Annotated in this window: 15 protein-coding genes, 1 rRNA gene and 1 pseudogene; 8 read left to right on the top strand and 9 right to left on the bottom strand. The window is 74.0% G+C overall.

All coding sequences use genetic code 11. From position 1 onward, the window contains the following. The 3 genes and pseudogenes from FHL79_RS23345 to pucD form a co-directional block, all read left to right on the top strand. Positions 1–246, top strand: a pseudogene (locus tag FHL79_RS23345) (FAD binding domain-containing protein); the annotation flags it as partial. 1 nt (position 247) lies between these two features. Then, a complete protein-coding gene (locus FHL79_RS23340; RefSeq protein WP_138760951.1) occupies positions 248–721 on the top strand; it encodes a (2Fe-2S)-binding protein in 474 nt (157 codons plus the stop codon). Continuing rightward, positions 718–3,087, top strand: coding sequence for a xanthine dehydrogenase subunit D (gene pucD, locus FHL79_RS23335; protein ID WP_138760950.1), 2,370 nt, complete (start codon positions 718–720; stop codon positions 3,085–3,087). Before FHL79_RS23340 ends, pucD begins: the two co-directional genes overlap by 4 nt. 50 nt (positions 3,088–3,137) lie before the next feature. Here pucD and alc read toward each other — a convergent pair whose 3' ends face one another. Next, positions 3,138–4,253 carry an allantoicase gene (alc, locus tag FHL79_RS23330; RefSeq protein WP_138760949.1) on the bottom strand — a complete coding sequence of 372 codons (1,116 nt, stop codon included), beginning with the start codon at positions 4,251–4,253 and terminating at the stop codon, positions 3,138–3,140. 89 nt (positions 4,254–4,342) lie between these two features. On the opposite strand from alc, the gene FHL79_RS25310 reads away from it, so the two are divergent. After that, entirely contained in the window at positions 4,343–4,498 is a 156-nt protein-coding gene (locus tag FHL79_RS25310) for a hypothetical protein (protein ID WP_171058315.1), read from the top strand. 3 nt (positions 4,499–4,501) lie between these two features. Here FHL79_RS25310 and allB read toward each other — a convergent pair whose 3' ends face one another. Genes allB through FHL79_RS23295 form a run of 7 tightly spaced genes read right to left on the bottom strand, consistent with a single transcriptional unit; the run spans position 4,502 to position 10,214 of the window. Then, positions 4,502–5,827 carry an allantoinase AllB gene (gene allB / locus FHL79_RS23325; RefSeq protein WP_138760948.1) on the bottom strand — a complete coding sequence of 442 codons (1,326 nt, stop codon included), beginning with the start codon at positions 5,825–5,827 and terminating at the stop codon, positions 4,502–4,504. Then, positions 5,824–6,537 (bottom strand): urease accessory protein UreD, encoded by a 714-nt coding sequence (locus FHL79_RS23320; RefSeq protein WP_138760947.1) that lies wholly within the window; start codon positions 6,535–6,537, stop codon positions 5,824–5,826. Before FHL79_RS23320 ends, allB begins: the two co-directional genes overlap by 4 nt. Then, positions 6,534–7,211, bottom strand: a complete 678-nt coding sequence (ureG, locus tag FHL79_RS23315) for an urease accessory protein UreG (RefSeq protein WP_138760946.1) — start codon at positions 7,209–7,211, stop codon at positions 6,534–6,536. Before ureG ends, FHL79_RS23320 begins: the two co-directional genes overlap by 4 nt. Positions 7,212–7,229: 18 nt before the next feature. Further along, complete coding sequence (locus tag FHL79_RS23310) at positions 7,230–7,877, bottom strand: urease accessory protein UreF (RefSeq protein WP_171058314.1); 648 nt, start codon at positions 7,875–7,877, stop codon at positions 7,230–7,232. Next, complete coding sequence (locus tag FHL79_RS23305; RefSeq protein WP_138760945.1) at positions 7,877–9,598, bottom strand: urease subunit alpha; 1,722 nt, start codon at positions 9,596–9,598, stop codon at positions 7,877–7,879. The genes FHL79_RS23310 and FHL79_RS23305 overlap by 1 nt, the downstream gene beginning before the upstream one ends. Further along, positions 9,598–9,915, bottom strand: coding sequence for an urease subunit beta (locus tag FHL79_RS23300; RefSeq protein ID WP_138760944.1), 318 nt, complete (start codon positions 9,913–9,915; stop codon positions 9,598–9,600). Before FHL79_RS23300 ends, FHL79_RS23305 begins: the two co-directional genes overlap by 1 nt. Further along, positions 9,912–10,214, bottom strand: coding sequence for an urease subunit gamma (locus FHL79_RS23295; protein ID WP_138760943.1), 303 nt, complete (start codon positions 10,212–10,214; stop codon positions 9,912–9,914). The genes FHL79_RS23300 and FHL79_RS23295 overlap by 4 nt, the downstream gene beginning before the upstream one ends. A 128-nt stretch (positions 10,215–10,342) precedes the next feature. Between FHL79_RS23295 and FHL79_RS23290 the strand changes: the two genes are divergently transcribed. The 4 genes from FHL79_RS23290 (at position 10,343) to FHL79_RS23275 (ending at position 13,197) form a co-directional block, all read left to right on the top strand. Beyond that, a complete protein-coding gene (locus tag FHL79_RS23290; RefSeq protein ID WP_138760942.1) occupies positions 10,343–11,092 on the top strand; it encodes a PadR family transcriptional regulator in 750 nt (249 codons plus the stop codon). Between the two features lie 124 nt (positions 11,093–11,216). Then, positions 11,217–11,579: a GntR family transcriptional regulator gene (locus tag FHL79_RS23285; RefSeq protein ID WP_138760941.1), complete on the top strand. Its 363-nt coding sequence runs from the start codon at positions 11,217–11,219 to the stop codon at positions 11,577–11,579. Next, positions 11,576–12,499 (top strand): ABC transporter ATP-binding protein, encoded by a 924-nt coding sequence (locus FHL79_RS23280; protein WP_138760940.1) that lies wholly within the window; start codon positions 11,576–11,578, stop codon positions 12,497–12,499. Before FHL79_RS23285 ends, FHL79_RS23280 begins: the two co-directional genes overlap by 4 nt. Then, entirely contained in the window at positions 12,496–13,197 is a 702-nt protein-coding gene (locus FHL79_RS23275; protein WP_138760939.1) for a hypothetical protein, read from the top strand. The genes FHL79_RS23280 and FHL79_RS23275 overlap by 4 nt, the downstream gene beginning before the upstream one ends. Before the next feature lie 344 nt (positions 13,198–13,541). On the opposite strand, the gene rrf is transcribed toward FHL79_RS23275, so the two are convergent. Then, a 5S ribosomal RNA gene (gene rrf / locus FHL79_RS23270) occupies positions 13,542–13,658 on the bottom strand. Between the last annotated feature and the right edge of the window lie 72 nt (positions 13,659–13,730).

Below are 13,730 nucleotides of genomic sequence, written 5' to 3'. Positions count from 1 at the left end.
ACCCCGCGCCGCGCCCCCGCCGCCGAGGAGTTCCTGGCCGGCGAGCTCGACGCCCTCTGGGACTCCCGCGCCGAGCTGCCGGCGGCCACCGCCCGCCGGTTCGGCGAGCTGGTCGCGGCCGCGTCGTCGCCCATCGACGACGTCCGCGGCACCGCCGCCTACCGCCGGCACGCGCTGTCGGTGATGGCCTGCCGCGCGCTGACCTGGGCCTGGGCCGACTACCGCAACGACACGAAGGGGGCATGACGTGCGTCTGACCTGCACCGTCAACGGCACCGAGCAGCAGGTGGACGACGTCTGGGAGGGCGAGAGCCTGCTCTACGTGCTCCGCGAGCGGATGGGGCTGCCCGGGTCGAAGAACGCCTGCGAGCAGGGCGAGTGCGGTTCCTGCACCGTCTACCTCGACGGGCTGCCGGTCTGCGCCTGCCTGGTCGCCGCCGGGCAGGCCGAGGGCCGGCAGGTCGGCACGGTCGAGGGGATGGCCGACGCCGACACGCTGCACCCGGTGCAGCAGGCGTTCGTCGACGCCGGCGCCGTGCAGTGCGGCTTCTGCACCCCGGGTCTGCTGGTGGCCACCCACGACCTGATCACCCGCACCGGCCGGCCCAGCGACGCCGAGACCCGGGAGGCGCTGGCCGGCAACCTCTGCCGGTGCACCGGTTACGAGAAGATCCTGGACGCCGTCCGACTGGCGGCCGACCGGATGGGAGCCGACCGATGAGCACCCCGACCCGCACCCCCACCGGCGCGCCCGCGCACCTGACCGGCCCGGGCAGCGGCGGGGTGGGCGACGACGCCCAGCGGCCCGACGGCGTCCTCAAGGTCCGCGGCGAGTTCGCCTACGGCAGCGACCTGTGGATGGAGGACATGCTCTGGGGGGTGACGCTGCGGAGCCCGCACCCCTACGCCCGCATCCTCGCCGTCGACACCAGCGCGGCGACGCAGCTCCCCGGGGTGCACGCGGTGCTCACCGCCGAGGACGTGCCCGGGGAGAAGGTCTACGGCCTCGAGCTGGCCGACCAGCCGGTGCTCGCCGTGGACGTCGTCCGGTACCAGGGCGAGCCGGTCGCGCTGGTCGCCGCCGACCACCCGGACACCGCGCGGCGGGCCGCCGCGCTCATCCGGGTCGACTACGAGGTGTGGGAGCCGGTCACCGACGCACGCGCAGCGCTGGGCCACCCGACCCGGGACGCGCTGCACGAGTCCGACGCCGAGGTCACCGAGCTGAGCCGGGAGAGCGCGCACCTGCACCCGGAGGGCAACCTGGTGCGGCACCTCAAGGTCCGTACCGGTGACCCCGAGCCCACGGCCGACGTCGTGGTGGTCGGCGAGTACGAGGTCGGCATGCAGGACCAGGCGTTCCTGGGCCCGGAGTCCGGGCTCGCCGTCCCCGCCGACGACGGCGGGGTCGAGCTATACGTCGCCACCCAGTGGCTGCACGTGGACCAGCGGCAGATCTGCTCCGCCCTCGCCCTCCCGCCCGAGCAGGTGCGGCTGACCCTGGCCGGCGTCGGCGGTGCGTTCGGCGGCCGGGAGGACCTCTCGATGCACGTGCACGCCTGCCTGCTGGCGCTGCGCACGGGCAAGCCGGTGAAGATGTCCTACAACCGCGAGGAGTCCTTCTTCGGCCACGTGCACCGGCACCCGGCCACCATGCGGTACGAGCACGGCGCCACCCGGGACGGTCAGCTGGTCTACGTCAAGGCCTCGATCTGGTTCGACGGCGGCGCCTACGCCTCCAGCACCCCGGCCGTCGTGGGCAACGGCGGCACGATGGGCATCGGCCCCTACGTCGTCCCCAACGTGCACGTCGACTGCTACGGCGCGTACACGAACAACCCGCCGTGCGGCGCGATGCGCGGCTTCGGGTCGGTGCAGACCGCCTTCGCCTACGAGTCGCAGATGGACGCGCTCGCCGTCGAGCTGGGCATGGACCCGGTGGAGCTGCGCTGCCGCAACGCGATGGAGCAGGGCTCGACCACCCCCACCGGCCAGGTCATCGACAGCCCGGCACCGGTCGCGGAGCTGCTCCGGCGGCTGGAGGCCATGCCGCTGCCGAGCACCGGGGACGGCGCCCTGGACCTGCGGGACATGCCCGGCGGGGTCTCCAACACCACCCACGGGGAGGGCGTGCGGCGCGGCGTCGGCTACGCCGTGGCCTACAAGAACGTCGCCTTCTCCGAGGGCTACGACGACTACTCGACCGCCCGGGTCCGGCTGGAGGTCATCGGCGGGGAGCCGACGGCCACCGTGCACACCGCGGCGGCCGAGGTGGGCCAGGGGCTGGTGACCGTCGAGCAGCAGATCGCCCGCACCGAGCTGGGCGTGGAGCAGGTCACCGTGCACCCCAAGGACACGACCGTCGGCTCGGCCGGGTCGACCTCGGCGTCCCGGCAGACCTACGTCACCGGCGGGGCGGTCAAGGCGGCCTGCGAGGCGGTGCGCGCTGAGCTGCTGGCCCGCGCCGAGCTGCTGGTCGGGCGCCCCGTCCCGGACCTGCGGCTGGCCGGAGGCCAGGTGGTGTCCGACACCGAGGAGGTCGCCGTCCCGCTCGTCGACCTGCTCGGCGACGAGGCGGTCGAGCAGACCGTCCAGTGGCGGCACCGCCCCACCGAGGCGATCGACCCGGAGACCGGCCAGGGCTTCGCGCACGTGCAGTACGCCTTCTCCGCGCACCGGGCGGTGGTCGACGTCGACACCGAGCTCGGGCTGGTCAAGGTCGTGGAGATGGCCTGCACCCAGGACGTCGGCAAGGCCATCAACCCGCAGGCGGTGGTCGGTCAGATCCAGGGCGGGACGGCGCAGGGCCTGGGGCTGGCGGTGATGGAGGAGATCCTGATCCGGGACGGCAAGGTGGTGAACCCCTCGTTCACCGACTACCTGATCCCCACCATCCTGGACATGCCGCCGATGCGCGTCGAGGTGCTCGAGTACGCCGACCCGCACGCGCCCTACGGGCTGCGCGGGGTCGGGGAGGCACCGAACATCTCCTCCGGACCTGCCGTGCTCGCCGCGATCCGGGCCGCGACGGGCCTCCCGCTGGCGCGCGTCCCGGTGCGCCCGGAGCACCTCACCGGGACCTGCTGAAGGCCCGTTCCCCCACCACTCGCAGGCTCGCGGCGGGACCTGGAGGGGGCTCAGCCGTCGAGCAGGTCGCGAACGGCGGGGGTCAGGTCGCCGCCGACCGGGCGCCGGCCGACGAGCCGGCCGGCCTCGCCGGGGTCGACGCCGACCGACCCGAGCACCTCGAGCGCGGTGACGTCGGGCAGGGCGTCGAACCAGCGTCGGCCGAGCTCGGACCGGCCGGCGGCGGTCGGCCGCCCCCAGAGCCGGAGCCGGGCCATCCCGCCGTCGGGGAACACGTCCAGCCGGACGCTGCGCACCCCGGTCCCGCCGTCGAGCACGAAGCGGTGCCGGGTGTCGGGCTGCAGCCGGGTGCGGGGCAGCAGCACGACCTCCGTGCCGTCGCCGGTGCGGCCGGTCAGCGAGGCCGAGCCCGGCGCGTTGCCGAGGAAGTACGAGGTGTCCAGCTCGGCGAGGCCGACCACCCCCTCGCAGGCCAGCACGACGTCGACCCAGTCGTTGCCCGGGCCGCGGCGGCGGGCGTTCTCCCAGCCCTCGCCCATCGAGCGGGCGAGGCCGCGGCCGACCAGCTGGTGCGGGCTGCCGTAGTGGGCGTTGCTCACCGCGGTCACCCGGCCGCCGTTCTCCAAGGCGGCCAGGTCGAACGGGCCGGCGTCGACCAGCCGCGGGTCCGGGACGACGGTGCCGTGCACCCGCAGCCGGGCCACGCCGCCGTCGGGGTGGATGGACAGCCGCACGTGGGTGTACCGGCGGTCGGAGGAGACGGCGAACTGGTTGGCCGTGTCGCCGGCCAGGGGTGACAGCGGCAGCAGGGTCTGCCAGTCGGCCTTCTGCAGCTCGTCGGCCGACGGGTGGCCCTCGACAGCGGTGCCCTCGACCGATGCCTGCGTCGGGAAGTTGCCGGTGAAGAACGCTGTGTCGACGACGACCCCGGCCACGACGCCCGGGGCGCCGAGCCGCACGATCGCCCAGTCGTGGCCCGGGCTGCGCCGGCGGCGGGTCTCCCAGCCGTCGTACTCCTTGCCCTTGTGCCCGAACTCGGTGCGCGCGACGGCGGGGTGCGGCAGCACCAGGTTCTCCCGGGCGGCGAAGAACTCGTCGTTCGCCGCGACGACGGCCCCGCCGAGGTCCCGCCGGGCGAGGTCGGGCAGGTCGGTGAAGGCCGTCATCGTTCTCCCGTTCTCCGTGCCGAGGCGGTTACCCCGCGCGGCGAGGGTAGGGCAGGGTGGTCAGACCATCCATCTCTGGGAGGCACCGCATGACCAGCTCCGACGACGACCTCAAGGCCCGCGCCAAGCAGCACGTCCAGCAGCTCCCCGCCGAGACCGCGCTGGGCAACGCCGACCCGGCCGGCGGGGTCGACGACGACCCGAAGATCCTCGACCAAGCGGCCGAGGAAGAGCGCCAGAGCTGACGGTCAACGCCCCGCTCGGCTGATCAGCCGGCCGAGCGGGGCACCGGCCGCCGCCAGCTCCTGCCCACGCAGCCACGTCCTCCGGACGACGCCGCTCAGCTCCCGGCCCGTGTACGGGGTCACCGGGTTGCGGTGGTGCAGCTCGGCCACGCTGAACCGTTCGTCGGGCGCGAACACGACCAGGTCGGCGTCCTTGCCCACCGCGATCCCGCCCTTGCCGGTCAGCCCGGTCAGCTGCGCCGGCGCCGCGGACATCCACCGGGCGACGTCGCCCAGCGTCAGCCCGCGGGCGCGCGCGCCGGTCCACACCACCGGCAGGGTGACCTGCAGGCCGGCGATGCCGCCCCAGGCCGACGCGAAGTCGCCCACGTCGAGCTGCTTGAGCTCGGGGGTGCACGGTGAGTGGTCGCTGACCACCAGGTCGATGTCGCCGTCGGCCAGCGCGGCCCACAGCGCCTCCCGGTGGGACGCCTCGCGGATCGGCGGGCAGCACTTGAACGAGGTCGCCCCGTCGGGCACCTCCTCGGCGCTGAAGGTCAGGTAGTGCGGGCAGGTCTCGACGGTGATCCGCACGCCGTCGGCGCGGGCGGCCCGCAGCATCGGCAGGGCACCGGCGTCGGCCAGGTGCACGACGTGCACCCGGGCACCGGTGTCCCGAGCGGCGGCGATCAGCCGGCCGATCGCGGTCTCCTCCGCGGCACCGGGACGGGAGGCGAGGAAGTCCGCGTACCGGGGGCCGCCCGCCTGCGGCGCCGCGGCGATCACGTCGTCGTCCTCGCAGTGCGCGATGAGCAGACCGTCGACCTCGGCCAGCGCGGTGAGCGCGGCGCGCAGGCCCGCGTCGTCCAGCGGCGGGAACTCGGGCACCCCGGAGTCCAGCAGGAAGCACTTCACCCCGACCGCGCCGGCGGCGAGCAGCCGCTGCAGCTGGCTGGCGTTACCGGGCACCGCGCCGCCCCAGAAGGCGACGTCCACGCTCACCTGCCCCTGCGCCGCCTGCCGTTTCACCTGCAGGGCCTTGACGTTGACCGTCGGCGGGATCGAGTTGAGCGGCATGTCGACGATCGTGGTGATGCCGCCGGCCGCCGCGGCCCGGGTCCCCGAGGCGAAGCCCTCCCACTCGGTGCGCCCCGGCTCGTTGACGTGCACGTGGCTGTCGACCAGGCCCGGCAACAGCACCTCGTCATCGGCGAGGGTGGTCGGCTCGACCCCGGCGTCGTCGAAGGCGGTCACCGCGGTGACCACGCCGTCCTCGACGTGCACCGCCGCCGCCCGCTCCCCGTCGGGGAGCACCACCCGCCGCGCCCGGACGACGAACGCCCCGCTCACCGCGCCACCTCCAGGTCCCGCTCCCGGGTGACCGCGGCGAGCCGGGCCACCGCCTCGTGCAGCTCACCGGCCCAGGCAGTGCCCACCCAGCCACCGGGCAGCGGCAACCGTACGGCGTCCACCCCGGTCTGCACCGCTGCCTGCCGCTCACCCACCCGGACCGTGGACACGTAGGCCCGTGGCGCGACCGGCGGCGACCAGGCGGGTGCGCCGGGGCCGAGCCCGACGGTCGTGTGCAGCACGGGCCGACCGGACACCACGACGCGGGTCGTGCCCGTCCAGCGCCCGGGCGCCTCCCCCGACCGGCCGAGCAGCACCTGCTCCGTCGCGGTCAACTCCCCGCACTCCCCCAGCTCTGCCTGCAGTTCGGCGACGTGGACGGCGCGCGCGGTGACGACCGTCGGCTCGGGCGCGAGGTGCAGGACGCCGGCCACCTCGGCCCGCACCACCTGCCGGGACGGCGGGGACTCGCCCCGGGCGGGCAGCACCACGGCCGCGGCGACCGAGTGCACGGACAGCCGCGCGCCCTCCTCCACGACCAGCCGGACCTCCGCGTCGTCCCCGCCCAGCGGCCCGAAGGCGGTCGCGACCAGGTGCACCGCGCCATCCCCGGTCCGCCGGACGGCGAGCTGGCCGCTGGCCCGCACGACCGGCAGGACCGTGCGGCCGCGCGCGTCGCGGCGCGCGACCACCTCGACGAGGGTCCTCACGCCTCCTGCAGCGCCCTCGCGCGGACCTGCTCGCGCACCCACTCGGCCACCTCGGTCGCCGCCGGGTCCACGCGCAGCGAGATGAGCAGCGTCGGCTTGCCCCCGCGGACCGCGTCGGCGTCCCGGCGCATCACGCCGAGGTCGGCGCCGACCAGCGGCGCGAGGTCGGTCTTGTTCACCACCAGCAGGTCCGAGGCGGTGACGCCCGGACCACCCTTGCGCGGCACCTTGTCCCCGCCGGCGACGTCGACGACGAAGACCTGCACGTCGACCAGGCCGTAGCTGAACGACGCGGTGAGGTTGTCCCCGCCGGACTCCACGAGGACCAGCTCCAGCCCCGGGTGCCGGGACTCCAGCAGCTCGACGGCGTCCAGGTTGGCGGTGATGTCGTCGCGGATCGCGGTGTGCGGGCAGCAGCCGGTCTGCACCGCCTCGATCCGGTCGTCGGGCAGCACGGCGTTGCGGCGCAGGAAGTCGGCGTCCTCGGTGGTGTAGATGTCGTTGGTGACGACGGCGAGGTCGTACTCGCTGCTCAGGGTGCGGCACAGCGCGGCGGCCAGCGCCGTCTTCCCGGAGCCGACCGGGCCACCGAGCCCGACCCGCAGCGGCCCGCCGTGGCGGTGGCCGGGGCTGTAGGGGTCGACGTAGTCGTCCAGGTCGTGGTCAGGCGGCATCTGTACTCCCGGTGGGTGTCATGAGGCGAAGAAGCGGTCCGTGCGGACGGTGTGCACCTCGGCGAGCAGGTCCAGCAGTGGGTCGGCAGCGGCCGGCAGGCCCACCGTCGAGGCGGCGGCGACCGCGTCGACCTCCGGGCTCAGCCGGGCGGTGACCGCGGCGACGGTGATCGGGTCCATGGCCAGCAGCCGCTGGGCGGCGGTGGCCGGGCCGGAGACCGACAGGTACGCCGCTGCCGCCGCGGCGTCGCGCGGGGTGAGCCCGCCGGCAGCGGCGGCCACCCCCAGTGCCAGCGGGTGGTGCGGCTGGGCGGGCAGGGCGGCCCACGCCGGGTGCGGCCACGCCCGGCCGCCGACCCGGACCAGCCCGCGCCCCTGCTGCCGTGCGGCGTCCCGCAGCGCCGGCGAGGGGGTGCGGGCGTCGGCCTCCGCGTCGAGCGCGGACAGCGCGGCGACCACGTCGGTGTCGTCCACGGCCCGGCAGGCGGCTGCCGCCAGCCCGGCGGCGACCGCGCCGGAGGTGGTCAGCCGACGGCGGAGGAACGGGGCCAGCGACGCCGGGTCGGTGAGCATCCCGGCGGCGATCGCCTGCTCCACCCCGCCGGAGTGCGTGTGACCGCCGGCCGGCAGCCGGGAGTCGGCCAGCGTGAGCAGCGCGGCTGTCATCAGAAGAGGAAGTACTTCTGCGCCATCGGGAGCTCGCTGACCGGGTCGGGCTCCCACACCTCGCCGTCCACCGAGACCGTGAAGGTGTCCGGGTCGACGCGGATGTCGGGCAGCGCGGTGTTCTCCGGCATGTCCGCCTTGCCCAGCCGGGTGGTGTCGCCGACGGCGGCGAGCCGCCGGTCGATGGCCAGCCGGTCCGCGAGTCCCGCCTCCAGCGCCGCTGGGGCGACGAAGTGCAGCGACGTCTGCGCCGGGACCTTGCCGTACGCAGCGAACATCGGCCGCGGCAGCACCGGCTGCGGCGTCGGGATCGAGGCGTTGGCGTCGCCCATCATCGCCCAGGCGATCATCCCGCCCTTGAGGACGACGTGCGGCCGCACCCCGAAGAACTTCGGCTCCCACAGCACCAGGTCGGCCAGCTTGCCCGGCTCGACCGACCCCACCTCGCCGTCGATGCCGTGAGCCACCGCCGGGCAGATCGTGTACTTGGCGACGTAGCGCCGGGCCCGCAGGTTGTCCGCGGCGCCGTCGCCCGCCAGCGCGCCGCGGCGGCGCTTCATCACGTGCGCGGTCTGCCAGGTGCGCAGCACGACCTCGCCGACCCGGCCCATCGCCTGCGCGTCGGAGCCGATCATCGAGATGGCCCCCAGGTCGTGCAGCAGGTCCTCGGCGGCGATCGTCGTCGGGCGGATCCGGCTCTCGGCGAAGGCGAGGTCCTCGGGCACGCTGGAGTCGAGGTGGTGGCAGACCATGAGCATGTCGAGGTGCTCGTCGAGGGTGTTCACCGTGTGCGGCCGGGTCGGGTTCGTGCTGCTGGGCAGCACGTTCGGGTGCCCGGCGACGGTGATGATGTCTGGCGCGTGACCGCCTCCGGCCCCCTCGGTGTGGTACGCGTGGATGCTCCGGCCGGCGATCGCGGCCAGCGTGTCCTCGACGAAGCCGGCCTCGTTGAGCGTGTCCGAGTGCAGGGCGACCGGGACGCCGTTGCGCCCGGCGACGGTGAGCGCAGCGTCGATGGCGGCGGGGGTGGAGCCCCAGTCCTCGTGCAGCTTGAAGCCGCTGGCCCCGGCCCGCAGCTGCTCCTCCAGGGAGTCCAGCGACACCGTGTTGCCCTTGCCGAGCAGCGCGACGTTGACCGGCAGCGGGTCCATCGCCTCGAGCATCCGGGCGAGGTACCAGTCGCCCGGGGTGATCGTGGTGGCCTTGGAGCCCTCGGCCGGGCCGGTGCCGCCGCCGATGAGCGTGGTGACCCCGGAGCCGAGCGCGGTCGGCACGATCTGCGGGCAGATGAAGTGCACGTGGCAGTCGACGCCACCGGCGGTGAGGATGCGGCCGTTGCCGGCCAGCACCTCGGTGCCCGGGCCGATGACCAGGTCGGGGTGGACGCCGTCCATCGTGTCGGGGTTGCCGGCCTTGCCCAGCGCGACGATCCGGCCGTCGCGGATGCCGACGTCGGCCTTGACGATCCCCCAGTGGTCCAGCACGACCGCGCCGGTGATGACCAGGTCCGGTGCGCCCTCCGCGCGGGTCGCGCGGCCCTGGCCCATCGACTCGCGGATCACCTTGCCGCCGCCGAACACCGCCTCCTCGCCGGCCCGGCCGGGACCACCGCTGCGGTCCTCGGTGACCTCGATGAGCAGGTCGGTGTCAGCCAGCCGGATGCGGTCGCCGGTCGTCGGGCCGTAGAGCTGCGCATAGCGCTCGCGGGACAGCTGGACCACTAGGAGAGGCCCCCTTCGGCGGTCAGGCCCGGGACGACGCGCGCGCCGGCCAGCGGGACGAGGGTGACCGTGCGCTGGAGGCCGGGCTCGAAGCGGACGGCGGTGCCGGCGGCGATGTCGAGCCGGTGACCGTGCGCGGCCCCGCGGTCGAACTCCAGCGCGGCGTTGGCCTGGGCGAAGTGGAAGTGCGAGCCGACCTGCACGGGCCGGTCACCGGTGTTGTGCACCGACAGCTCGATCCGCGGCGCTCCCGGGAGCGTCTCGATGAACCCCTCGGCCGGGATGACCTCGCCGGGGATCGGCGGCTCGCCGCTCACGGGATCGGCTGGTGGACCGTGACGAGCTTGGTCCCGTCCGGGAAGGTGGCCTCCACCTGCACCTCCGCCAGCAGCTCGGGCACACCGCCCATGACGTCGTCCCTGGTCAGCACCGTGCGCCCCGACTGCATGAGGTCGGTGACCCGCCGCCCGTCCCGGGCGCCCTCCAGGACGTGGTCGGTGACGATCGCCGTCGCCTCGGGGAGGTTGAGCCGCAGGCCACGGGCCTGCCGGCGCCGGGCGAGCTCGGCGGCGTAGCTGAGCAGCAGCCGCTCCTGCTCGTGCGGGGAGAGCAGCACGGTCGTCGGCCTCCTGACGTCCCGGAGTGGGTGGAGCCCGGAAGGTAGCCCAACCGTGTGACATCGCTGTTGCATGCCGCCATGTCGCGATATATCGTGAGCGCATCGACAACCCTTGGAGGTAGGACATGAAGCCCACCACCCCGTGGTCGCGGCACAGCCGCCACCACCACACCCCCACTCCCGGCGCGGACGCCGGTGACCATCGGCACCACCCGCACGACCACCCGGGCCGCGAGCGCTTCGACAGCGCCCGCGGCGACGGCGGAGGTCGCCGACACCACCCACCCTTCGGCGGAGGACCGTTCGGCGGCCCCTTCGGCGGGCCCGGCGGGCCGTTCGGCGAGGGTCCACGTGGCCACCGCGGCGGGCCCCGGGGCGGTCGCGGTGGCCGCCAGGGCCGGGCCGGCCGCGGCGACGTCCGCTCGGCGCTCCTGCTCCTGCTGGCCGACGAGCCGATGCACGGCTACCAGCTCATGCAGGCGGTGGCCGAGCGCACCGGCGGCGCCTGGCGTCTGAGCCCCGGCGCGGTCTACCCCACCATCGCCCAGCTCGAGGACGAGGGCCTGGTCACCGTCTCGGTGGACGGCGGTCGCAAGCTGGTCACCCTCACCGACTCCGGCCGGGAGCACCTCGCCGGCCTGGGCGACGTCGACCCGTTCGCCGCGTTCGGTGGCGACGCCGACTCGCCGGACCTGCGCGCACTGATGGGCGAGCTCATGGGCGCCGCCCACCAGCTGGGCAGGGTCGGAGACCAGGCTCAGCTCACGGCGGCGGGGCGCGTCCTCACCGATGCCCGGCGCTCGCTGTACCTCCTCCTCGCCGGCCAGCCGGAGCAGCCGGCAGATCCCGACCCGGACGACGACACCCCGGCCTGACCCGACCGCGCGGGACACCCGCGCAGAGAAGTACTTGCCTTGTCGAGCCCGGTGGTTCTATGGTTCATTACATGAGTAATGAACCAGCGAGCCGCCGGGCTCGTCGCGTTCCCCCTGGACCGGCATGAACGAGGACGCCGGCCCGATCTTCCGGCAGATCGCCGTCCAGTTGGAGGACGCGATCGTCGACGGCTCGCTCCCCGAGGAGAGCCAGGCGCCCTCCTCCAACGAGCTCGCCGCCTTCCACCGCATCAACCCCGCCACCGCAGCCAAGGGCCTGAACCAGCTGGTGACCGACGGGGTCCTCTACAAGAGACGAGGAGTCGGGATGTTCGTCGCCACCGGGGCCCGCGAGCAGCTGCTGAAGCGGCGCCGCAGCGAGTTCGCCGAGCAGTACCTCACGCCGTTGCTGCTCGAGGCCGACAAGGTCGGCATCACCGTCGCCGAGATCGCCGCGATGCTGCGGGAGCGGGGTGGACGGGCATGACCGCAGCTGCCGACCTCGAGTCGGTCACCATGCAGTTCCGCGGGCACACCGCGCTCACCGACGTGACGACGGAGATCCAGGCCGACACGATCACCGGTCTGCTGGGTCGCAACGGCGCCGGCAAGACCACGATGATGCAGCTGCTCACCGGGCACCGGGTGCCGACCTCAGGACAGGTGCGGGTGCTGGGCGGGGCGCCGTTCGAGAACGACGCCGTCCTCAGCCAGCTCTGCTTCATCAAGGAGAGCCAGCGGTACCCGGAGCTCTTCCGGGTGTGCGACGCCGTCCGGGCTGCCGCGTCGGTCTACCCCTCGTGGGACCAGGAGCTGGCCGACCAGTTGCTCGAGGACTTCGAGCTGCCGGCGAAGCGGAACATCAAGAAGCTGTCGCGGGGCATGACCTCAGCGGTGGGCATCGTGCTGGGGCTCGCGTCCCGGGCGCCCCTCACCCTCTTCGACGAGCCGTACCTCGGCCTGGACGCCGTCGCCCGGCAGCTCTTCTACGACCGGCTGCTCGCCGACTACGCCGAGCACCCGCGGACCATCGTCGTCTCCACGCACCTCATCGAGGAGATCAGTGACCTGCTCGAGCACGTGCTGCTGATCGACCGCGGCCGGGTCCTGCTCGACGCCGACGCGGAGACGCTGCGGGCCACGGCGCTCACCGTCTCGGGGCCCTCCCGGCAGGTCGCCACCTTCGGGGCCGCCCACGACCTCGTCACGACCGAGTCACTGGCCGGCCAGTCCCGGGCGATCGTCCGGACCGGGACGGCGACCGCCCGCCGGATGGCCACCGACCTGGGCCTCGTCGTCGAGCCGACCAGCATCCAGCAGCTGGTGGTGGCGATGAGCCTGCGCTCGACCATGACCGACCGCGCCGCCTCCGCCGCCCCCTCCGACCTCCTGGGAGCCCCTCGATGAACCGCGTCGTCGCCGTCGCCCGCATGCAGCTGGTCCACCCGGCGCTCAGCATCGGGATCCCGTGGGCCATCGTCGCGTCGTCCTTCGCCATCAACCTGGCCATCTGGGGCCTGGGGGACGTCGCATCGAGGACGTCAGGCGAGGCGACCACCGGCGGACTGGCGTCCCTCTACATCACCGTCCTGGTCGTCTTCACCCAGTCGGTCACCCAGATGTTCCCGTTCGCCATGGGCCTGAGCCTGAGCCGGCGGCACTTCTACCTGGGGACGGCGTTGAGCGCGGCCATCCAGTCCGTCGGCTACGGCCTGGCCCTCACGGTGCTCGCCGCCATCGAGGGCGCGACCGGTGGCTGGGGCATGCAGCTGCACTTCTGGGCCCCCGGCTCGATGGACGTCGGCAACCCCGTGCTGCAGTTCGTCGTCTTCACCGTGCCGATGCTCGCCTGCGCCTCCGTGGGCATCGGGATCGGCGTCGTCTTCAAGCGCTGGGGGGCCGCGGGCCTCTACGCGCTGACCCTGCTGACCCTGCTGCTCAGCGGCGCGGTCGCCGTGTACGCCACCTGGCAGAAGACCTGGGGGGACATCTGGTCCCGGCTCGGCGACCTGTCCACGGCCAGCGTTGCCATCGCACTGCCGGCCGCCATCGCAGTGGCCGTCGGAGCGCTCGCCTACCTGGGCCTGCGGCGCACGGTGCCCTGATCCCGGACAGCACGACGACGGCCGGCTGCGGACTCCGCAGCCGGCCGTTGCGCGTCCCACGGGGGCGGTGGGTACTTCCGTCACGACGCAACCCGATGACCTCGCGGCCGCGGCCACAGCGGCGCACCCGCCCGCACGGGAGCACAGGTACTTGTGCGCGCGAAAGCACCCGTGCTTCCGGGCGCCCACGTGCACGTGGCCCGACAGATGGGTGTGCGGAAGCCGGCGCGTGGGGCGGCGGACCTCCGGTGTCAGGGCGGCAGGAGCAGTCCTGCACCGATGTGGCCCGGGAATGCAGGAAACGGGGTCACAGCAGATGCTGTGACCCCGTTCCTGGGAGTTATGTCCGGCGGCGTCCTACTCTCCCACCCGGTCCCCCGGGCAGTACCATCGGCGCTGAAAGGCTTAGCTTCCGGGTTCGGAATGAGACCGGGCGTTTCCCTTTCGCCATGACCGCCGTAACACTGTGAAGATGTCACCCACCCCCCCCACACACCCCGCCCCCGACCAGCGGGGAAAGGGCAGTGTGGGGT

It is taken from the genome of Modestobacter altitudinis (assembly GCF_005930475.1).
In the GTDB taxonomy this organism is placed as follows: domain Bacteria; phylum Actinomycetota; class Actinomycetes; order Mycobacteriales; family Geodermatophilaceae; genus Modestobacter; species Modestobacter altitudinis.
This window is presented reverse-complemented; position numbering and strand designations above follow the sequence as displayed.

Excerpts from the sequence above, each read along its gene's own strand:
- pucD (WP_138760950.1), top strand. The coding sequence starts at position 718 with ATGAGCACCCCGACCCGCACCCCCACCGGCGCGCCCGCGCACCTGACC.
- alc (WP_138760949.1), bottom strand. The coding sequence starts at position 4,253 with ATGACGGCCTTCACCGACCTGCCCGACCTCGCCCGGCGGGACCTCGGC.
- FHL79_RS25310 (WP_171058315.1), top strand. The coding sequence starts at position 4,343 with ATGACCAGCTCCGACGACGACCTCAAGGCCCGCGCCAAGCAGCACGTC.
- ureG (WP_138760946.1), bottom strand. The coding sequence starts at position 7,211 with ATGCCGCCTGACCACGACCTGGACGACTACGTCGACCCCTACAGCCCC.
- FHL79_RS23310 (WP_171058314.1), bottom strand. The coding sequence starts at position 7,877 with ATGACAGCCGCGCTGCTCACGCTGGCCGACTCCCGGCTGCCGGCCGGC.
- FHL79_RS23290 (WP_138760942.1), top strand. The coding sequence starts at position 10,343 with ATGAAGCCCACCACCCCGTGGTCGCGGCACAGCCGCCACCACCACACC.
- FHL79_RS23285 (WP_138760941.1), top strand. The coding sequence starts at position 11,217 with ATGAACGAGGACGCCGGCCCGATCTTCCGGCAGATCGCCGTCCAGTTG.
- FHL79_RS23280 (WP_138760940.1), top strand. The coding sequence starts at position 11,576 with ATGACCGCAGCTGCCGACCTCGAGTCGGTCACCATGCAGTTCCGCGGG.
- FHL79_RS23275 (WP_138760939.1), top strand. The coding sequence starts at position 12,496 with ATGAACCGCGTCGTCGCCGTCGCCCGCATGCAGCTGGTCCACCCGGCG.